This window comes from Nitrospira tepida (assembly GCF_947241125.1).
Taxonomy (GTDB): Bacteria; Nitrospirota; Nitrospiria; order Nitrospirales; family Nitrospiraceae; genus Nitrospira_G; species Nitrospira_G tepida.
Map to the genome: position 1 here is coordinate 3,942,083 of NZ_OX365700.1, position 19,014 is coordinate 3,961,096.

The 19,014-nt window shown below is 61.5% G+C and carries 19 protein-coding genes and 1 pseudogene; 10 read left to right on the plus strand and 10 right to left on the minus strand.

Annotated features, from left to right (window positions below):
* Window positions 1-30 precede the first annotated feature (30 nt).
* From QWI75_RS18715 to QWI75_RS18725, 3 genes are all read right to left on the minus strand, one after another.
* The gene (locus tag QWI75_RS18715; RefSeq protein WP_289270635.1) at window positions 31-327 is read right to left on the minus strand and encodes a cell division protein ZapA; all 297 of its coding nucleotides are present in this window, start codon (window positions 325-327) and stop codon (window positions 31-33) included.
* Complete coding sequence (locus tag QWI75_RS18720; RefSeq protein WP_289270638.1) at window positions 320-574, minus strand: hypothetical protein; 255 nt, start codon at window positions 572-574, stop codon at window positions 320-322. Before QWI75_RS18720 ends, QWI75_RS18715 begins: the two co-directional genes overlap by 8 nt.
* A 96-nt stretch (window positions 575-670) precedes the next feature.
* A complete protein-coding gene (locus QWI75_RS18725; RefSeq protein WP_289270640.1) occupies window positions 671-2,917 on the minus strand; it encodes a lytic transglycosylase domain-containing protein in 2,247 nt (748 codons plus the stop codon).
* 219 nt (window positions 2,918-3,136) lie between these two features.
* Here QWI75_RS18725 and rlmN point away from each other — a divergent pair, with 219 nt between their 5' ends.
* From rlmN to larE, 4 genes and pseudogenes are all read left to right on the plus strand, one after another.
* A complete protein-coding gene (rlmN, locus tag QWI75_RS18730) occupies window positions 3,137-4,252 on the plus strand; it encodes a dual-specificity RNA methyltransferase RlmN (protein ID WP_289270642.1) in 1,116 nt (371 codons plus the stop codon).
* Between the two features lie 31 nt (window positions 4,253-4,283).
* Window positions 4,284-5,678 (plus strand): M16 family metallopeptidase, encoded by a 1,395-nt coding sequence (locus QWI75_RS18735; protein ID WP_289270644.1) that lies wholly within the window; start codon window positions 4,284-4,286, stop codon window positions 5,676-5,678.
* The gene (locus QWI75_RS18740) at window positions 5,675-7,072 is read left to right on the plus strand and encodes a M16 family metallopeptidase (protein ID WP_289270646.1); all 1,398 of its coding nucleotides are present in this window, start codon (window positions 5,675-5,677) and stop codon (window positions 7,070-7,072) included. The genes QWI75_RS18735 and QWI75_RS18740 overlap by 4 nt, the downstream gene beginning before the upstream one ends.
* A pseudogene (gene larE, locus QWI75_RS18745) lies at window positions 7,069-7,872 on the plus strand (ATP-dependent sacrificial sulfur transferase LarE); the annotation flags it as partial. The gene QWI75_RS18740 and the pseudogene larE, both read left to right, overlap by 4 nt.
* A 56-nt stretch (window positions 7,873-7,928) precedes the next feature.
* On the opposite strand, the gene atpF reads toward larE, so the two are convergent.
* From atpF to QWI75_RS18765, 4 genes are all read right to left on the minus strand, one after another.
* Entirely contained in the window at window positions 7,929-8,438 is a 510-nt protein-coding gene (atpF, locus tag QWI75_RS18750) for a F0F1 ATP synthase subunit B (protein WP_289270650.1), read from the minus strand.
* Window positions 8,439-8,522: 84 nt separating this feature from the next.
* Entirely contained in the window at window positions 8,523-8,753 is a 231-nt protein-coding gene (atpE, locus tag QWI75_RS18755; RefSeq protein WP_053381401.1) for an ATP synthase F0 subunit C, read from the minus strand.
* A gap of 38 nt (window positions 8,754-8,791) precedes the next feature.
* Window positions 8,792-9,544: a F0F1 ATP synthase subunit A gene (locus QWI75_RS18760; RefSeq protein WP_289270658.1), complete on the minus strand. Its 753-nt coding sequence runs from the start codon at window positions 9,542-9,544 to the stop codon at window positions 8,792-8,794.
* Between the two features lie 35 nt (window positions 9,545-9,579).
* A complete protein-coding gene (locus tag QWI75_RS18765) occupies window positions 9,580-9,798 on the minus strand; it encodes an AtpZ/AtpI family protein (RefSeq protein ID WP_289270660.1) in 219 nt (72 codons plus the stop codon).
* 232 nt (window positions 9,799-10,030) lie between these two features.
* On the opposite strand from QWI75_RS18765, the gene QWI75_RS18770 reads away from it, so the two are divergent.
* The 3 genes from QWI75_RS18770 (at window position 10,031) to QWI75_RS18780 (ending at window position 13,176) form a co-directional block, all read left to right on the plus strand.
* A complete protein-coding gene (locus QWI75_RS18770; protein WP_289270662.1) occupies window positions 10,031-11,551 on the plus strand; it encodes an anthranilate synthase component I family protein in 1,521 nt (506 codons plus the stop codon).
* A gap of 4 nt (window positions 11,552-11,555) precedes the next feature.
* Window positions 11,556-12,425, plus strand: coding sequence for an aminotransferase class IV (locus QWI75_RS18775; RefSeq protein ID WP_289270664.1), 870 nt, complete (start codon window positions 11,556-11,558; stop codon window positions 12,423-12,425).
* 130 nt (window positions 12,426-12,555) lie between these two features.
* Window positions 12,556-13,176: a lytic transglycosylase domain-containing protein gene (locus tag QWI75_RS18780; RefSeq protein WP_289270666.1), complete on the plus strand. Its 621-nt coding sequence runs from the start codon at window positions 12,556-12,558 to the stop codon at window positions 13,174-13,176.
* Here the strand turns inward: QWI75_RS18780 and nadB are convergent.
* The 3 genes from nadB to QWI75_RS18795 form a co-directional block, all read right to left on the minus strand.
* Window positions 13,153-14,832 (minus strand): L-aspartate oxidase, encoded by a 1,680-nt coding sequence (gene nadB / locus QWI75_RS18785; RefSeq protein ID WP_289270668.1) that lies wholly within the window; start codon window positions 14,830-14,832, stop codon window positions 13,153-13,155. The genes QWI75_RS18780 and nadB overlap by 24 nt on opposite strands.
* A 21-nt stretch (window positions 14,833-14,853) precedes the next feature.
* On the minus strand, window positions 14,854-15,303 hold the full coding sequence (locus QWI75_RS18790; RefSeq protein ID WP_289270669.1) for a hypothetical protein: 450 nt from the start codon (window positions 15,301-15,303) through the stop codon (window positions 14,854-14,856).
* A gap of 144 nt (window positions 15,304-15,447) precedes the next feature.
* Complete coding sequence (locus QWI75_RS18795; protein ID WP_289270671.1) at window positions 15,448-16,554, minus strand: HEAT repeat domain-containing protein; 1,107 nt, start codon at window positions 16,552-16,554, stop codon at window positions 15,448-15,450.
* Between the two features lie 270 nt (window positions 16,555-16,824).
* Between QWI75_RS18795 and QWI75_RS18800 the strand changes: the two genes are divergently transcribed.
* From QWI75_RS18800 to QWI75_RS18810, 3 genes are all read left to right on the plus strand, one after another.
* On the plus strand, window positions 16,825-16,920 hold the full coding sequence (locus QWI75_RS18800) for an AURKAIP1/COX24 domain-containing protein (RefSeq protein ID WP_289270673.1): 96 nt from the start codon (window positions 16,825-16,827) through the stop codon (window positions 16,918-16,920).
* A gap of 29 nt (window positions 16,921-16,949) precedes the next feature.
* Window positions 16,950-17,168, plus strand: coding sequence for a DUF6812 domain-containing protein (locus tag QWI75_RS18805; protein ID WP_289270675.1), 219 nt, complete (start codon window positions 16,950-16,952; stop codon window positions 17,166-17,168).
* 99 nt (window positions 17,169-17,267) lie between these two features.
* Window positions 17,268-19,007, plus strand: a complete 1,740-nt coding sequence (locus QWI75_RS18810) for an ABC transporter ATP-binding protein (protein WP_289270677.1) — start codon at window positions 17,268-17,270, stop codon at window positions 19,005-19,007.
* The last annotated feature ends 7 nt before the right edge of the window (window positions 19,008-19,014 follow it).

The following is a 19,014-nucleotide window of genomic DNA, read 5'->3' on the forward strand; positions in this document are numbered from 1 at the left end:
CAAACGCCCTGGGTACGATGCAACCCAGGGTTATCGAGGAAGCGCGGACTGGACCTGCTCCTCGATGGATTCCATCAGCGACAACATACGCCGCTCGACATCCGCTTCTTTTTCGGTCCGCTGTTGTTCGGCCTGGAACAATTCATGGGCAATATTCACGGCTGCTAGGACCGCCAACTTGGAAAGCGTCGCGGTCCGCATCCCTTGGGCAACGGCCTTCATGTGGTCATCGACGAATTGGGCCACCCGTTTCACATATTGTTCATCCGCTTCGCCCCGGAGCGTGTACCGCTGTCCGTAGATCTCGACCTCGACGGTCCTAGCCAAGGGCCACCTCCTTTGAGTCTTCCCAGCACTCGAGCAGCTCCACCTCGCCCAGGATCTTCTGCACCCTGGTTTTAATGCCCGCCCGCTCGCGTTCCCACCGGCGATTGATTTCCTCTTGGGCGAGGAGGCGCGCCCGCGCCGCACGCAAGTCCTGTTCCAATTGCTGGTTTTTTTGGCGGAGATCGTGAAGGGCTTTGACGAGATCTTTGACTCGGCTTTCAAGAGCTTCGAGTTTATCGAGCGCCATCGCGACGCCTTCACCCTGCGCAGGATTGATGAGGAAGGATCGGCAAACTATAGTGGCCGGAGCCGTGATCTGTCAAGGAATGACGCGCACGGAGCCCTATGTACCCTGGCCGTGAGCCTGCCCTTGGCGAAGCCGTTGATACTCCCGATAGCTGCGCAGGACACGTTTGACGTATAGCCGCGTCTCCTGATAGGGAATCAACTCGACGAATTCATCCGGCTCACGCCGGCCATGTTTAGCGATCCATCCGTTCACGGCCTGGGGACCGGCATTGTAGGCCGCCACCGTATAGATGACGTTGCCCGAGAACTGTTCGAGCAATTGGGCCACATAGCGAGCACCGATCCGGACATTGGTCTCTTCGTCAAAGAGATCGTCGCGCTTGACCTCGGCGAGCCCCAGTTTTTTGGCGACGGTGTTCGCGGTCGCCGGCATCACCTGCATCAGCCCCAGTGCCCCGACTCTGGAGACCGCCCGTCCGTCATATTGGCTCTCCTCTCTGATGATGGCCGACACCAGATCCGGGTCCACGCCCTGCGCGGCCTGAGCCGGCACAAAGGCGGTCGGATACCCGACGCGCCAAAGGGCCGGCAAAGGCACGTTGCCGCGCAATTCCAAATCCTCTCGGAAGTGCAGGCGGGCAAGCCGCAATGCCTGACCATGCGCGCCGGCCTCGCTCAGCAGGCGCGACAAGGCCAAGACCACGGCGGCATCCTTTCCGTAGCGGCGGGTCAGAATCGCAAGTTCCCTGGCTGCGTCCGGCCCCATCCCCAGCAGCCGAAGCTCCACCGCGCGGCGATAGGCCCGGTCCCGCGTGACCTCCTCACGTTTATCAGGAGGAAGTTGCTCGGGTCCAGGCAGGACCGCATCCGCATCCATCCTGTTCAGCCCATCAGCTTGAGCCTGCCCGGCCTGGCGAACAAGCTGGCAATAATACGTGACGGGATATCGGGCGCATAGTTGGGCGCGCAACGAAGCCCCGTCGTGGTTTTTCAATCGGTCCGACGCCCGAGCCATCCAATACAACGCCTGCGGAACAAGCGCCTCGCTCTCCTTCGCGTCGACGAGACGTTGCAGCGCAGCAATCGCCTCTTTCCATTGCCCCGCCTGATAGCGAGCCCATGCCATTTTCCACAGCCCATCCACGCGATGGATGCCGGCCTCCGGGCTATCGACTTTCCGATAGGCCGCAATGGCCTGTTCCATCTGACCCTGGTCCTCGAGCCACACGCCGCGGAGAATGTTGAGCATGGCCCGCTGCTCATGGGTCAGCGCCGCCTTGGGTGGAGTCTGACTCAAGGCCAGCAGTTGGTCACCCTCCGATTGGCGAAGGTAGACCCGAGCCAACCACACGGTCGCCTCCCCGGCCTCGGGAGTCTGCCCGGCGATCACGTCCTGGAACACAAACTTGGCCTGTTCATACCGCTTGAGCCGCACCAGCGAGAGTGCCAATTTATACTTGGCGTCGGCGATACGCGGGTCCCTATTGGTCATGGAGAGAAACTGCCGAAACTCTTCGACCGCTTCCTCATGAAACGCCTGCGCATGGAACTCCTTCGCCCGTTGATATCGGTCCTCCGCCGTGGGGCTCCATGGCTGGCCGTTGGCCGAGGAGCCGGTCAACCGCGCATAGGCTTCCCGTGCTTCAGGCGTTTGAGGCAATTTGACCCAGAGAGAGCGAAGGGCCGCTTGAGCGTCGGCAGGTTGGCTGAGTTGGAGGTGGCAGTCAGCGAGGTGGAGCCAGCCGACCGGAGCCACGGATTCCTTCTCGTCTGCCCGTAGGGCCGTCGCGAAAAGATCGACAGCCCGATCACACTGGCCCGCTCGGTACCAGGCTTCCGCCGCTTCAAAGACAGCCCTGGTCGCCAAGGGGCTGTCCGGCGCGACTTCCCGGATGGATTCCATCAGCGCCGCCGCCTCGGCGATGTCGCCGAGCTTCAGCAGCGCCTGCCCCATCCACAACCGCAGATAATCCTCCAGCAGCGGAAAGTCCCGCCTGGCCGACCGGAGAAACTGGACGGCGCGGCCGGGGTCCCGCTCGCGCAACAGGACTCCAGTGACCAATCCTGCGCGTTTGGCCCAAACGGAGCCCGGATGCTTCTCCATCAGCAAGTGAAGCCGATCAAGCTGGAGGTCGAATTTCGACTGCCCCTCGACCCCATTGAGGGCCGACCGAGTTACGTTTTTCTGTTCCGCAAGAGCCGCGCGAAAACAACCCTCGGCCTCCTCACAGCCGAAGGCCTCGGTTCCCGGAACACGATGGTTACTGTTGTCGGTGACGGCCGAGACCGCAGCCGCCGCGAGACCGATCGACAAGGCCGTCGCTCCGATGACTCGGATCAAGCCAGAGGTGAACCTGTTGAATGGAACGCCGAATATCGGCATGACTCTAGGGATAACCCGAGAGGATGAGCGCAAACCTCACGGAATTATAGCAGCTTTCGACGGATCTCTCGCATGAAAGAACGGATGGTGGAATCGGCCGAAACTCGATCGCAAACACGGGCCCAGGCCAGGCCTGTACGCCTTGTCTCGCAGAAATCGGCTATGGTAGCTTGGCCCATGAGTCCTTCTCGCAGCCATACTCTGCCCCTCCTCCACCTCGATTCAGCGCCTCCCAACCTGCTCGCGCTCGACCCGGACTCATTGGAAACCCTGATCAAGGAATGGGGCTGGCCCGGATTCCGCGCCCGGCAGATCCTGCGGTGGTTGTATGCCCGGCGGGCCCGCAGCATCGACCAGATGACCGACCTTTCGCTCCGCGATCGCTCTACGCTTCGCGAACGCACCATGCTCCTCCGCCTGCCGCCGCCGACGGTGCGACAGGCGGCCGACGGAACCAAAAAATTCCTGTTCCAACTCGATGATGGGCTGATCGTGGAAAGCGTCCTGATCCCGGACGGCCGTCGGCTTACCCTCTGCCTGTCCTCGCAGGTGGGCTGTACCTTTGACTGCCGGTTTTGCCTGACCGGCACCATGGGCTTGAAGCGGAACCTCAAGCCGCACGAGATCGTCGGCCAGATGCTGTCCGTGCAGGATACCCTGGCCCCGGAAGAGCGGATCAGCAACCTGGTCTTCATGGGCATGGGCGAACCGCTGGCGAATCTGGACGCGCTCAGGGAATCGATCCAGCGCCTTACCAATGACGATTGGGGAGTCGGCCTCTCCGCCCGCCGGATCACGGTATCGACCGCGGGGCTGGCCTCCAAAATCCCCGAGGTCGCCGGCCTTGGGATACGGTTGGCCGTCTCCTTGAACGCGACGACGGATAGCCTACGCGCCGCGATCATGCCCGCCGTCGATCGCCTGTATCCGCTCGCGACCTTGCTGGACGCCTGTCGGCGATTCCCCCTCTCCGCCCGGGCGCGCCTGACGTTTGAGTATGTCTTGCTGGCCGGCGTCAATGACTCACGGGCCGACGCCGCGCGGCTGGTCACACTCTTGCGCGGATTCCGCTGCAAGGTCAACCTCATCCCCTTCAACGAATTCCCCCAGAGTCCGTTCCGCCGCCCTTCCGACAAATCGGTGTTGGCATTTCAATCCATCTTACGGGCATCGCAGATCAACGCCTTGATTCGGAAGAGCAAGGGCCCGGATGTGTTGGGCGCCTGCGGACAACTCGGCGTCGGGCCTGAGCCGCATTCCGTTGCCTTGACTCCCCTCGCACGCGATTGCTAGCATAATTCAGTTGAGGAGAGCCGCGCACCGCATGAGCCTCAGATCGTCTGTGTCCCGACTCATCGGTATCGGCCTTCTGTCGAGCCTTCCTCTTTGCGTGGTCACCCCGACCGCGTTCGCCAACCCCGCCCCAGAGCCTCGTGAATTTCTCCTCAGCAACGGCATGAAGGTCCTGCTGGTGGAGGTGCCGAAGGCGCCCGTGGTGACCGTTCAGGTCTGGTACAAGGTTGGCTCGCGAAACGAAGTCATGGGGCGCGCCGGCCTGTCCCACATGCTCGAACATATGATGTTCAACGGAACGGCCAAATACCCCAAAGGCACGTTCTCACGCCTGATCAAGAAGAACGGCGGCGTGGACAATGCGTTCACCAGCCAGGACTTCACCGCCTATTTCGAGAATCTCTCCGCCGACCGCGTGGAGCTGGCCTTGGAGCTGGAGGCGGACCGCATGCAGGGCCTCGCGCTGAACCGCGAGGAATTTCAACGGGAGCGCGAAGTGGTCAAGGAGGAACGGCGCCTGCGCATCGACGACGATCCGCAGGCCTACCTGGTGGAAACCCTCTACGCGCAGATTTTTTTGAGCCATCCGTACCATTGGCCGATCATCGGCTGGATGAGCGATCTCAACGCCATGACGTTGGACGATCTGCAGCGCCACTACGACACCTACTATTCGCCGAACAATGCGACCTTGGTCGTGGTGGGCGACATCAAGGCCGAGGCCTTGCTGCCGCGCATCAAGCGGTTATTCGAACCGATTCCGCGCGGACCGGCGCCTCCGCCCGTCGTCGGCCAGGAACCGGACCAGCGAGGAGAGCGCCGGGTCATCCTGAAACGAGAAGCGCAACTGCCGTTCGTGATGGTCGGGTATCGGGCCCCGAATTTCACCAGTGACGACGCCTACGCGCTATCGGTGCTCGAATCCGTCTTGTCGCATGGGAAAAGCGGCCGCCTGTATCGCAGCCTGATCTACGAGCAGCAACTCGGCCTGGCAGTCGGGGCCGAATACACGCTCATGCAAGCCGACCCGGGACTCTTTTATTTCTACACGATCGTGAAACCAGGACAGAAGGTCGAGGCGGCCGAAGAGGCGCTCCTGAAAGAGATCCAGAAGATCCAGGCTCAGCCGCCGTCGGAGCAGGAACTGCAACGGGCGAAGAACAACGTGGAAGCGGCCTACATTTTTCAGCAGGATTCTAACTTCCGCCATGCGATGCTGCTTGGAGAGGCCGAAACCGTCGGGGCCGGCTGGCGGAGCGTCGGCCAATTCGTGGACCGCATCCGGAGCGTCACGGCCAAGGACGTGCAGCGCGTCGCGCAGAAGTACCTCATTGAGGATGGGCGCACCGTCGGCATTTTGCTGCCGCTCCCGCCTCGCACCGACGAGCATGCCTCGGCCATGGACGGACGCGAGGCGTCACGATGAGGCCGTCCCGGCAGAAGACAGGCTCGCGCTGGTCGAATCAAACGCGTCTCGCGACTGTCCTTCGATCCCTCCTGGGCCTGCTGGCGCTGGTCACCTGCTGGACGGCCCCGGCCCTGCCCGCCGAATTGCGTCCGGTTCGATTCGTCATGCCCAACGGCCTCACCGTCCTGTTTTTGGAACAACATGCCTTGCCGATCGTGGAGGCCCATGCGCTGGTTCGCGTCGGATCGGCCCAGGATTCGCCGGACAAGGCCGGCCTGGCCAATCTGGTGTCGAGTCTGCTCGACGAAGGCACGATGACCCTCACCAGCGCGCAGATCGCGGAACAGATCGAGTTCGTGGGCGGGTCGATCGGCGCCCGGGCCACGGAGGATTACACCACGGCCACGGTTCGGACCCTCAAGAAAGACGTGGATCTTGGGCTGTCGTTGCTTGCGGACATTCTCCAGCGGCCGTCGTTCCCCAAGCACGAGTTCGAACGCGTGCGAAGCGAGCTGATCGGGCAGGTGATCAGCGAGAAGGACGAGCCCGGCACCCTGGCGATGAAGGCGTTCAACCAGGTGGTGTTTACCGGCCATCCCTACCGCTGGCCGGTGACCGGCAGTGAAGAGACGCTGCCCAAGATCTCCCATCAGGATGTCCTGACATTCCACAGCCAGCACTATTTCCCCAACCAGACAATCCTCAGTATCGTGGGGGATCTTTCCCACGACGAAGCCGCCTCACTGGCCACGAAATATTTCGGGGCGTGGAAACGAGGCGCCGCGTCGAGTCCCAAATTGCCCAAACCCCATTCCCTGGAGCGGGCGGCCGTCAAACTCATCGACAAGGAATTGACCCAATCCAGCATTGTCATCGGGCATGTGGGGGTCAGCCGTTCCAATCCGGATTACTATGCGGTTTCGGTGATGAACCAGATCCTAGGATCGGGCGGCTTTGGGTCCCGGTTAATGGACAATATCCGGGACAAACAAGGGCTGGCTTATGGGGTCATGAGCCTCTTCGATGCCAGGCTGGTGCCGGGCCCCTTCTATATCAGCCTGCAAACCAGAACGGAAGCGACCAATCAAGCCATTGCCGGCGTCCTGCATGAGCTGCGGGCGATGCGCGAGGCCCCGGTGTCCGACCAGGAACTGGCCGATGCAAAGGCCTATCTCATGGGCAGCTTCGCCCTGCGGCTGGACACCACGTCGAAGCTGGCCCAGACGTTGGGGTTGGTGGAATTTCACAATCTCGGCCTTGATTATTTCACTCACTATCCGCAATGGATCGAGCGGGTCACCAAGGAGGACGTCCTGCGTGTCGCCAAACAATACCTCGATCCCCAACGCGTGGCCCTGATCGTCGTCGGCGATCAGGGCAAGGCCAAAGTCCGGTTGGAGACCAAGCCATGACGCTTGATCCGATACTTCGCGTCAAGCTCGAACGGCTCCAGGCCTTGATCGATTCACTGGAGTCCGCCGTCGTCGCGTTTTCAGGCGGAATCGACAGCACGCTGCTCCTGCGGCTCGCGCAGGACCGTCTCGGCTCCCGGACCGTCGCGGTGACTGCGGTCTCACCGACCCTTCCCGAGGCGGAGTTGAACGACTGCCGGCGGCTCGCCGGGGAGATCGGCGCCCTCCTCCTGCTGCATCGCACGGACCAACTGACGATTCCCGAGTTTACCCGGAACGACGCGTTTCGCTGTTATTACTGCAAGACCGATCTCTATCGGGCGCTGGACCGAATTCGACTGGAGCTGGGTTTCCGAACCATGGTGAACGGCGTACAGGCCGACGATCTGCAGGACGACCGTCCGGGATTGATTGCAGCCAAGGAGTGGGGGGTACGAAGCCCGCTCGCAGAAGTGGGCCTCGGCAAGGAAGGTGTCAGGGCGATTGCCCGCTTCGTCGGCCTGTCCAACTGGGACAAGCCTGCCGCGGCCTGCCTCTCCTCCAGAATTCAGCGGGGGATTCCGATCGATCGGGTGACGTTATCCCTCGTGGAACGGGCGGAGACAATTCTGCGCGACGCGGGGTTCCGTCAGGTTCGGGTGCGGTCCGACGGCAAGACGGCCCGTCTCGAAGTCGGATCGGACGAAGTCGGCCGGTTGCTCGAATATGCCCGCCATGCGGCGATCGTCGACGAAATCCGGGCCATGGGATTTGACGAGGTCGAGATCGACCCGGAAGGATACCGGACGGGAAACGCGAACCGTGTGCGGCCGCCGTTCATCGTTACCGGTCAATTGACGGTTGACGATGAACGTCCTCAGCCCTTGCCCTGAGAGCGGGCCACCGCCTCCAGCGCCTCATCCGCAAACCGTTTGTGATCGGCGTCGGTCAAGCTCCGCTCCACCAGCTTTTCCGCCACCATCAGCGCCAGTTCGGTCGTATGCGTGCGGATTTCCTGTACCGCTTGTCTCCGCGCCTGCTCGATTTCTCTCGTGGACTCGGCTTTGATGCGTTCCGCTTCGGCGGTCAGGCGCTGTTCGTTCTCTTCCAGCAGACGCTGCGCGCGTTCCCTTGCTTGACCGAGCAGGGCTTCCGCTTCCTTGGACGCCTGGCTCAGCTTGCTCTCGTACTCGCGCAGGACCCGCTCCGCCTCCGCCCGCTGGCGTTCAGCCTGATCGAGCGATTCCCTGATCTTGCGTTCCCTCGTTTCGAGCGTCTCCAGAATGGCCGGAAACGCAAACTTGTAGAGCACCCAAAAGAGGATCGCGAACGAGACGACCTCCCAGAAGATGAGCGAGGAGAAGAAGTGGCTCTCAAATTGCGGCATGTGTGCTCTCGTGAAACGTTAAACGTGAATCGTTAAACGAGCAGTCGTCTCGATTAGCGGTTGACGAATAACGGTTAACGCTCCCTACTTGCGGAGCCCCATGATGATGAAGGCAATGACCAGCCCGTACAAGGCAATCGCTTCTACCAAAGCGAACCCGATCCACATGTACTTGCCAACCCGCCCTTCCGCCTCGGGCTGGCGCGCCACCGCTTCGATCATCTTGCCGAAAATATAGCCGATCCCCACGCCGGCCCCGGCAAAGCCGGCCGCGGCCAACCCCATGCCCAACAATGCTGCTGCTGCGGAATCCATGATGGTCTCTCCTCCTTTAAATCTGACGAACCGACGCCTCAGTGCGCATGCTCGTCCCCATGTCCGTGGAGCGTCACGGCGTCTCCCAGATAGACACAGGTCAGCACGGTGAAAATGTAGGCTTGAATGAACGCGATGCCGACCTCCAACGCGTTCATCGCGATCGTGAATGCGAACGGCAACCAGCCGATCAAGAGCCCTCCGCTGATCGCCAACCCAAATAATACGGCGAGGATCGTATGGCCGGCCGTCATGTTGGCGAACAAGCGCACCGCCAACGAGACGGGCCTCGCCAATTGGCTCACCAGTTCGATCGGGATCATCAACGGCAGCAACCAGCCGGGCGTGCCCGGAGGAACCAGAATGCCGAGAAACTTCCCCCCGTGGAGCACAAACCCCAGCACGATGCTGAGGCCGTAGACCACCAGCGCAAAGACCGCCGTCACAATCAACTGGCTGGTGACGGTATAGGAGCCGGGGATCAGCCCCAACAAATTGCTGAAGAGAATGAACAGGAACAGCGTCGCGACGAAGGGAAAGAACTTCATTCCCTGAGGCCCGATCGTATCCAGAATAATGCCCCGGATGAAATCGACCAGCACTTCGGCCAAGCTCTGGAGCTTGGAGGGCACCAGGCTGCGGGATCTGGCCGCGACGATCAGGAGGATCGACACCAAGGCCACGACGATCCACATCCAGATCACGGCCTTGTTGATCGAAATATCGAATCCAAACAGCGAGATCGGAATAATCTCGTGCAGCTCAAACGGATGGAGCGGACTTTCTTCCAAGAGCACCCACCCTTTCTCGTGACATCACGCCCGGTCTAGGACGGCCACCGTTGCGCGGCCCGGTACGCATTGCGCACGCCAGCCGCGCCGCCCAGCACCAACCCGACCACCATGCCCCAGGGGCTCGTGTTGAACAGGTAGGTATCGGCCACCCACCCGAGTCCACCGCCCACGATCAAGGCGGCGAGCACCTCGGTTCCCACGCGAAGCGCCTGACCCAGGCCCGCATAGAAGGGATCCGTCGAGGGAGGCATCACATTGCTTCGTCAACTACGTCACACACCTATACCCACGCGCAGCCAACGAAAAGCGCGCCATTCAACCAAATCTTCGGTTCATTTGTCAAGGGAAGCACGTTGCAGCGGCCCCGCGCTTGCCGGAGCGGCGGATTGCCTCATGGCTGGCATGTGATGAACATGATGTGTCAAGATCTGTCGTTATGCCCAGGTACGTGACGGATCGTCCGACAAGCCCTCGCTGTCCGAGATGAGCAACCAACGAGACACGATCATCCTCCCAACCAGAGCCGGCTTTCTGTCGGGCGCGCCTCAGCCGTTGGTGCTCACCTGTCCCCTTCCGGCGGCTGACCCCTACCGGCTGTACCGCCGGATCGCCCGGAAGGGAGAGCCGTCGTTTCTCCTCGAAAGCGGCGCCCCGACCACGCCGGCCGCCCGCTATTCGTTCTTCGGTTCCTCCCCCTCGCATCTGCTCCGTGGCAAGAACGGCACGGCCGAGGTAATCGGTTCCGATCGGAGGACCTGCGCCGTCACCACTCCCCTTGCAGCCCTGTCCTCTCTGCTGTCTCAACCGACGTTGACTGTGCCGGAGGATCTTCCTCCGTTCGCCGGAGGAGCGGTGGGCTATTTAGGCTACGATCTGGTTCGCCAATACGAACCGCTTCCCGATCAGGCCCTCAACGACTGGAACCTGCCGGACATCCAACTGGGATTGTTCGACCTCACGGCCGCCATCGACCATCACCAGCAGACGCTTCACGTGATCTTTGCACCGTCCTGGGATCGATTCGCCGGCGAGGATCGTGACAAGTTGTTTGCCGAAGGGCTGGACCGCGTGGAAGCCCTCCATGCCTGCCTTGTCGGCCCGACGGCGAAGGGTTCTCAAACCCATCCGGAAGCCCGGATCGAAAGGCTGCTCGGCCCTGCGGTTCCCGGACAATCCGTGGATGACTATGTCGAACGGGTGGAGCGCTGTCAGGAGTATATCCGGGCCGGAGACATCTACCAGGCGAACCTGTCTCATCGGTTCCACTTCGCCCTGGGGTCCTCGACAAGATCACCGTCGCGCCACCATGACGTGGGGCGGGCGATCTATGAACGACTGCGTGTCGTGAATCCGTCGCCGTTTTCCGCGTTGCTGAGCTTCGGAGACCTCACCCTGGTGAGCTGCTCGCCCGAACGTCTGATCCAAGTCCATGGCCAGACCGTGACAACCAGACCCATCGCCGGCACCAGGCCGCGAAGCGGCGACCCCACCCATGACGAACGCCTCCGGCAAGAATTGCTGGCCAACGCCAAAGAGCGCGCCGAACACACCATGTTGGTGGATCTCGAGCGAAACGACCTGGGACGGGTTTGCCGCTGCGGCTCCGTCCGGGTCAACGAGTTCATGACTGTCGAGGAATATTCCCATGTGCGCCATCTGGTTTCGAACGTCACAGGCATGCTGAGACCGGGCATTCCGCGTCTGGACCTCATCAAATCCGTCTTTCCGGGGGGCACGATTACGGGCGTCCCCAAGATTCGCTGCATGCAGATCATCGAGGAGTTGGAACCGGTCCGGCGCGGTCCCTATACCGGATCGTTGGGCTACTTCAGCCGGACCGGGGCGATCGATTTGAACATCGTGATCCGCACCATGGTGCTGACGGAGCAGTCGGCCTACCTTCAGGTGGGCGCCGGGATTGTTGCGGATTCCGAGCCGTCCAGGGAGTACCAGGAGACGCTGGACAAGGCCCAGGCCTTTTTCACCGCCCTTCACAAGGTCTGACTCAATGTGGATTTTCCTGAATGACCGATTCGTGCGGAAGGAAGACGCGCTCATCTCGGTGTTCGACCATGGCTTCCTCTATGGCGACGGCATCTACGAAACGCTTCGCTCGTACGGTCCCCATATCTTTCTCCTGCGCGAACATCTCCGGCGTCTCTACCGTTCGGCGGACTTGATCGGGCTGACGATCCCGCTGGAGGAGGGGGCTTGGCTGCCGATCCTCTCCGAAGCCATGCAGCGGAACCACGTGGGACAGGCCGGACGGGACGCCTACCTCCGCATCACGGTTTCGCGCGGGCCGGGCGACATCGGACTCGATCCGGCGCTCTGCCAGGCGCCGACCATCGTCGTGTTGGCCAAGCCGCTGACGCGCCCGGCCGACCACCTGTATCAGACCGGCGTGGACCTGGTCACGGCGACGATTCGGCGCAACCATCCCTCCGCCCTGTCGCCGCAGATCAAATCGCTGAACTTTTTGAACAATATCCTGGCCAAACGCGACGCCATCACCGCAAAGGCCTTCGACGCAATCATGTTGAACCCGGCCGGAGAATTGGCCGAATGCACGACGAGCAATCTGTTTCTGGTTCGTCAGGGTCGGCTGCTGACTCCCTCGATCGACTGCGGCATTCTTGACGGACTCACGCGCAATCTCGTGCTCGAACTGGCGCGCCGGGACAGTATCCAGAGCGAGGAAGGGCATTTCCTTCCCGCCCTCCTTCGAGAGGCCGAGGAATGTTTCATCACCAATACGAGTTCCGAAATCCTGCCCGTTCGATCCGTCGACGGCGCTCACCTGCCTTCACGTCCCCCCGGCCCCCTCACCAGCCGCCTACAGCGGCTCTTCCACACCCATGTTGCGGCCTTGACGTGATATCCGGGGCCGGCGCTTTCCATGGGCCGTTCGCCTGAACCCCTTGTTTTCTGAGCGTTTTGACAGTGCCTCCCTGCATGCTACCTTAGAGGCAATACGAGACCAATCGGAACCACTCAGGCCTGCAACCATGGCTCGTCCAGATTCACAGCCGATCCTGTTCGCGCTCGTATGCGCGCTGGGAACCTTCCTATCGCCCTTCGCCAACCCAGTCTCGTCCGAGGTGTACCAGTACATCGATCGGCACGGGGTGATTTCGCTCACGAATGTCCCGACCGACGCCCGCTATAAGCGCATCGACTTGACCGCTTCCTCGGTCGCACATGCTCCAATCCCGGAGAAGAAACTCGACCACGCGATTACCAGGTCCGCACGCCTCCACAGACTCCATCCAGCCCTGGTCCGCGCCATCATCAAGGCGGAATCCGATTTCGATCCGCGCGCCGTCTCGCAGGCCGGCGCGCTTGGCTTGATGCAGCTCATGCCGGAGACGGCCATCCAGCACCATGTCCGCGACGCGTTTGACCCGGAGGACAATATTGCGGGTGGGACGAAACACCTGCGGTACCTGCTCGACCGGTTTCACGGAAATCTGCCGTTGGCCCTGGCGGCGTATAACGCCGGGGAACACACCGTGGATCGCTACCAGTCGCTGCCCCCGATCGATGAAACCAGGCGATATGTGCAGAAGGTGTTGCGGTACTATCGACGCTTCTTACTCGCGCCTTCACCCCTCCATCCGACGCCTTGACCTGCCTCCTGCGCGCGTCCTATGCAACGCGACAACCGGCGCGGGAGTCCGTGACCCACTTCTGCCTAGAGAAAACTCGTCGTTCAAACCGACCACCTGGCTATGGAGTTTGGCATTGGCTTTCGGCGCATGGGGGTAATCCGCCCGATAGTGGGCCCCGATGCTGTTTTCACGCCAGAGCGCCGCCTCGCCAATGCAATACGCCACCTGGACGAGATTTTTCACCTCCAGCTCGGCCCTGGTGCTCAACGGTTTCGCCACCAACTTGGACCAGCGGGTCAACTGGGCGACGGCCTTGGCCAAGGACTCGCCCGTTCGGACTATACCCACACGCCCCCACATGAGCCGCCGGAGAGAGCTGCGCAATTTTTCAGCATCATCGAGCCGCTCCTGAGCCGAGCCCTCCAGATCCCGGATTGCAGGAAGAGAGGAGGCCGAAACCGGAGACCGGGCGGAGGCCAAGGCCGCCTTCGCGGCCCTGGCACCAAAGACCAGGCCTTCCAGCAAGGAATTGCTGGCCAGTCGATTGGCTCCATGGACGCCGCTACAAGCCACCTCGCCGGCCGCGAACAGGCCCGGCACGGTCGTCGCCCCGTTCAGGTCCGTGCGCACGCCACCCATCATATAATGGGCGCTCGGCGAGACGGGAATCCATTCCTCGGTCATGTCGATGTCGTACCGCAAGCAGGTGGCGTAAATGGTCGGGAACCGTTGTTTGACGAAATCCGGGTTCAGGTGCGTGACATCCAGGTAGACATGCCGCGCCCGAGTGGCGGCCATCTCGGCCCAGATGGCCCGCGCCACGATATCGCGCGGCGCCAACGCGCCGTCGGGATGATAGCGATGCATGAACAGTTCGCCGGTGCTGTTCCGCAACTGGCCCCCCTCTCCCCGGATGGCTTCCGAGAGCAAGAACGGCGGACTGGAGGGCAGATACAGGGCAGTCGGATGAAACTGCACGAACTCCATGTCCTCCAGCAAGGCGCCGGCACGAAACGCCATGGCCATGCCGTCTCCGGTGGCGCTGGCGGGATTGGTCGTGCGCGCATACACCTGTCCGGCGCCGCCGGTGGCCAGCACCACGGCGCGGGCCGGGATGACGGATTTTTCGCCGGTCAATTCGTTCAGGACCACGGCGCCGCAGCAGCGCCCGTCAACCACCACCAAATCCACGGTAAAAAAATGATCGAGCGATCGGATGTGGGGAGACCGCTGGGCTTCGGCCATGAGCACGCGGACCATTTCATTCCCGGTCGCGTCCCCGCGGGCACGCAAAATCCGGCTGCGGCTGTGGGCCGCTTCCCGCGCAAAGGCAAATTGGCTCCCGGTCTTGTCGAATTGCGCGCCCCAGCGAATCAACTCGTGAATGCGGGCCGGGCCCTCTTCGACCAACACGCGAACGGCATCCTTGCGGCAGAGTCCGTGGCCGGCTTTGAGCGTATCGCGCAGATGGACGGCGACATCGTCCTCCTCGCTCAAGGCCACCGCGACCCCGCCCTGCGCGTAAATCGAGCTGCTCTCAAACGGGCGGCCCTTGGTCACCATCAGCACGCGGCCGGTTCGGCCGAATTCAAGCGCGGCACGAAGCCCGGCCACGCCGCTGCCGATCACGAGAAAATCGGCCTCTGTTCGCGAAGCATGCATCTCTGTCGTCATGACTTGGGAGGATCCCCGATCCTATTTGGCGGCGGGAAGAGGAGGCCGGTTGAGACGCATCTGCCTGGTGCCCATGCCGAACGGCAAATCGCCGTCCACGGCTCGCAAGAGGATGGATTGATTGCCTACCCATTGGAGACGACCGTGGCCGCGTTCTCGAATTGGCACGTCCGTGCCCTGCGGCTTCCACTGCCCTTGCCAATGCACGTACATGTCGATGTGGTCCCCGTCGATCAGAATCCGTTCGATCGCGAGGTCGAGCGCGATCGTGTCATAGGTGCGGAAATCCGCTTCCGCGTCGGCCACCAGTTGATCGAGTTGATCCGAAGACAGCAGGAGATGGCTGATTCCCCCGAGATCCTTCTCCACATAGGCCTTGCGAAGCGACTCGACCGCATCGTAGATCCGGGTGAAGCGCAGATGATCTTCCGGATAGACCGGGCCCTTGCTCCCGCACCCTGTAATCAGCACGCACAGAAGGCCGAGAGCGACACAGCGATAAAGAAAGCGGCGGAGGGAAGACGACGAGAGCCGGCCCGGCATAGAGAGCAGTATAGGAACCGCTTCTCCACAGGGTCAAGGGAGCGGCGCTGGTCGAAGCAGGCGCGCTCGCCCTCAACTGTACTGGTCCCATGTATCGCACTGCTTGATCGCCCAAAAGACGGCCTCCTTGAGCCTCTTGAACTTGGGGTCATTCGTGCGGATGGCTTGAAGCTTTCGATCCAGCGCATATAGCGGCTCAATTGACCGCTTGTCCGGCATCTTGCCCAACGCCCACGCAATTTCAGTCTGGACGGTGATGTCAATTCCCGGCGCATCCAGCATCTCCAATAAAGGAGGCACTACCGAAGGATCCCCATGCAGCCCACCCACTTGCCCGAGCCCTTTCGCAGCCGCCGCCTGCAGTTCCGGCTGAGTCGAGGTCTTGAGGATTTCCACCAACACGGGAATGCCGTCTCGCCCGATATTGCCCAAGGCCACGGCCGCCTCCTTGGAGAGATCTTTATCCTTTAAGGCCTCCTTGAGCTTAGGCAGAGCTTCGTCCGACAACATTTCACCCAACAGAGAGATGACCAGCAGTTTCCGCTGATTGGTCCCGGTGGTATCCAAAATCTTCAGGAGGCGATCATCATGCCCCCATTCGGCGGCCAACAGGACAGGAAACTCGTATTGATTGAGCAACTCTCTCAACGCGGCCATCGCGTAGTCGCCAGGATCGCCGGCATTGGCGGTTTTCGCCGCCTCGACCGCATCCTGAAAGGGGGTGCGGACTTCTTTCTGCCATTGGATCTTCATGCCCCCGAGCACATAAGTTAACTGACATGCCGGCCCCTTCCAGATCCGAGAGGGAGCATCCGGAAGATCGTAGTCCCCGCCGGATGCGGTGGTGCCTTCCCACGTTTTCCGTTGCTCGCATTTCGCCCGAACAAGCACGTCGTGAGGTTGAGCCGTATCTTTGACGACGTGGTAGCCAAGCTCGGACATCCGCCGTTGCAAAATCTCTTTGAAAGGAGCGGCATCAGCCGGCCCCTTGTCAGTGAGGGCAACGGCATCCACAGCAACAGTCTTGATCTTCGAAAGCTGGGCTTTCTGCTCCTGAGTGAAATAGTCTCGATAGGCCCACCCCGCCACATGGCCGGACATCATTTCCACCATTTCCACCGTCAACATGAGGGCAGGAGCAACAACGGCTGCGGCGGCAATAATCAATGACCTCTTCATATGCACACCTCCTGATCGAAGAACCAGGTCGTGATCCCTCCCAGATAGCGCGAGGTTGGGCTCGACTCGTCAGCACCCCTCGGGCATCCGCCGTTTTTCCTCACAGAACGTTCTGTGACCTGCCCCTCCATTTTCTTGACAGCACTTCGGCACTGTGATACCTCATCCGGCGCCCAACACCGAGGCGGCGGTGGGGCCTGCGCGCTTTCGTGAGTTGCTTGCTTTTCCCCCACGAAGCCGATAGCGTAACCCCTAGTCGAGGAGCCGATCATGTCGAGTGTGCTCAAGAAGCGTCGTAAGAAAATGCGGAAGCATAAATACAAGAAGCTTCGGAAGAAGCAGAAATTCTTGCGGCGGAAGGGCTAATCCACCGGTCCACAGAGGAGGGCGCGCCCGTGCCTGAAGGGAAGAAGGTTCGTATTCGGGTCAAGACCGTGAATTGCACCTACGTCGGCGACTTTTTGATTCCTCCGATGCGCAATCGAGTCTCGGACGCCATCAATGAGGAACAGCGCCTGTTCATCAGCCTGACAGACGTCCTCATCAACGACAAGGACAAGGCCGACTTCGTGGCCATCAACAAAAACTTGATCGAGTCGATCGCGCAACTGTAAGGTCCTCTCTCCGCCGAGCGTCCCTCCGAAACGGACACCCCGTGCCGGTTCCTTTTCTGCTCCATCCTCCATCTTCTATTGGAGCCTGCCGGATACCTTATGAAATACTATCGCCGGTTCCTGCCGTTCCTAAAGCCCTACCTCCCGAGAATGCTCGCGGCCGCGGGCTTAGTCGCCGTCGTCGCCCTGATCAACCTGGTGTTGATTCGGCTGGTGGGGCGCCTGTGGGACGTCGTCACCGTCCAGCGCAACGAGACCGAGATGAATCATCTTCTGGCGCTGTTTCTCCTGCTCGTCCTGGCACAGGGGATCTTTTCGGTCGGACACGGGTATCTGGCGGCGTGGATTTCGCAACATCTGACCGCGGATTTTCGGCGCCATGTCTTCCGTCACCTGCAAAGCCTTTCACTGGGATTTTTCGCTAAACGTCGGACCGGCGAACTGCTATCCCGGCTGATGAACGACATCGGCGTCATCCAGAACATCGCGACCGACACGCCGATCGACCTGGCCAAGCAGGCCGTGACCTTGATCGGGGGTATCGCCTTTCTGCTCGTGACCAATTGGCAATTATGCGTGCTGATTCTCCTGCTGCTGCCCGCGCTGGTGCTGGTGGCCAAATTCTTCGGCCGCCGGCTCAAGCGGCTCTCGACGGCTATTCAAGATCGCACGGCCACGCTCTCGACGATCATCGAAGAAGTGTTATCCGGCATCCGCGTGGTCAAATCGTTCGTCCGGACATCCTGGGAGGAGGCTCGGTTCGCTGCCACCTTGAATGCCGCCGTCCGTGTCGCGCTCAAGCGGGCGGTCGTCATGGCCGTGTTCGTGCCGACGATCACGCTGCTCACCTTTGCAGCCGGCGCCGCCGTGCTCTGGTACGGAGGGCGGCAGGTCATCCAAGGGCAGGTCTCTCCCGGCGACCTCTTCGCGTTCGTCCTGTTTGCGGGCATTCTGATCGGGCCGTTCGGTGCAGCCGCGCGGGTCTTCGCCCAAATCAAAGAGGCGCAGGGCGCCATGCAGCGAGTCTTCGAGATCCTTGACACACAGCCGGAGGTTTCCGATGGCCCTGACGCGCAGGACCTCCCTCCCGTTCGGGGTCAGATGCGGCTTCAGCATGTCTCGTTTCAATACGACTCGCGCCAAGTCATTCTCCATGACGTGAGTTTGGAGGCCAATCCCGGCGAGGTGGTCGCCTTGGTTGGGCCGACGGGGGCGGGCAAGACGACCGTGATCAACCTGCTCCACCGGTTTTATGATCCCTCCGGCGGCGCCATCACCGTCGATGGCCATGACCTCCGGCACGTCCGACTCGACAGTTGGTATCGGCAGGTGGCGCTGGTCCCCCAGGAGACCGTGCTCTTCGGCGGCACGATCCTCGACAACATCCGATACGGACGTGAAGACGCGACCGAAGCGGACGTGCTGGCCGCCAGCGAAGCGGCGTTGGCGGACGAGTTCATCACGCGCTTGCCTGACGGATACCAGACCGTAGTCGGCGAGAAGGGTGTGAACCTGTCGGGGGGACAGCGGCAGCGGATTGCGATTGCGCGGGCCATTCTCAAGAACCCGCGAGTCCTGCTGCTCGACGAGGCGACCTCCGCGCTCGACACCGAATCCGAACGATTGGTTCAGCAGGCGCTCGATCGCCTGATGGCCGGACGGACCACCTTTGTCGTGGCCCATCGGCTCACCACCGTGCAGAAGGCCCACAGGATCATCGTGCTGGACAAGGGCGCCGTCGTCGAGAGCGGCACCCATGCGGAACTGATCGAGCGGCGAGGGCTCTACCACTACCTCGCCACGCTCCGGCAGACCGAGGACGAACTTCGCTCTGCGTGAGGGCAAC

Excerpts from the sequence above, each read along its gene's own strand:
- QWI75_RS18775 (WP_289270664.1), top strand. The coding sequence starts at position 11,556 with ATGTGGATTTTCCTGAATGACCGATTCGTGCGGAAGGAAGACGCGCTC.
- nadB (WP_289270668.1), bottom strand. The coding sequence starts at position 14,832 with ATGACGACAGAGATGCATGCTTCGCGAACAGAGGCCGATTTTCTCGTG.
- QWI75_RS18780 (WP_289270666.1), top strand. The coding sequence starts at position 12,556 with ATGGCTCGTCCAGATTCACAGCCGATCCTGTTCGCGCTCGTATGCGCG.
- QWI75_RS18740 (WP_289270646.1), top strand. The coding sequence starts at position 5,675 with ATGAGGCCGTCCCGGCAGAAGACAGGCTCGCGCTGGTCGAATCAAACG.
- QWI75_RS18810 (WP_289270677.1), top strand. The coding sequence starts at position 17,268 with ATGAAATACTATCGCCGGTTCCTGCCGTTCCTAAAGCCCTACCTCCCG.
- QWI75_RS18770 (WP_289270662.1), top strand. The coding sequence starts at position 10,031 with ATGAGCAACCAACGAGACACGATCATCCTCCCAACCAGAGCCGGCTTT.
- QWI75_RS18800 (WP_289270673.1), top strand. The coding sequence starts at position 16,825 with ATGTCGAGTGTGCTCAAGAAGCGTCGTAAGAAAATGCGGAAGCATAAA.
- QWI75_RS18735 (WP_289270644.1), top strand. The coding sequence starts at position 4,284 with ATGAGCCTCAGATCGTCTGTGTCCCGACTCATCGGTATCGGCCTTCTG.
- QWI75_RS18765 (WP_289270660.1), bottom strand. The coding sequence starts at position 9,798 with ATGCCTCCCTCGACGGATCCCTTCTATGCGGGCCTGGGTCAGGCGCTT.
- QWI75_RS18720 (WP_289270638.1), bottom strand. The coding sequence starts at position 574 with ATGGCGCTCGATAAACTCGAAGCTCTTGAAAGCCGAGTCAAAGATCTC.
- atpE (WP_053381401.1), bottom strand. The coding sequence starts at position 8,753 with ATGGATTCCGCAGCAGCAGCATTGTTGGGCATGGGGTTGGCCGCGGCC.
- rlmN (WP_289270642.1), top strand. The coding sequence starts at position 3,137 with ATGAGTCCTTCTCGCAGCCATACTCTGCCCCTCCTCCACCTCGATTCA.
- QWI75_RS18795 (WP_289270671.1), bottom strand. The coding sequence starts at position 16,554 with ATGAAGAGGTCATTGATTATTGCCGCCGCAGCCGTTGTTGCTCCTGCC.
- atpF (WP_289270650.1), bottom strand. The coding sequence starts at position 8,438 with ATGCCGCAATTTGAGAGCCACTTCTTCTCCTCGCTCATCTTCTGGGAG.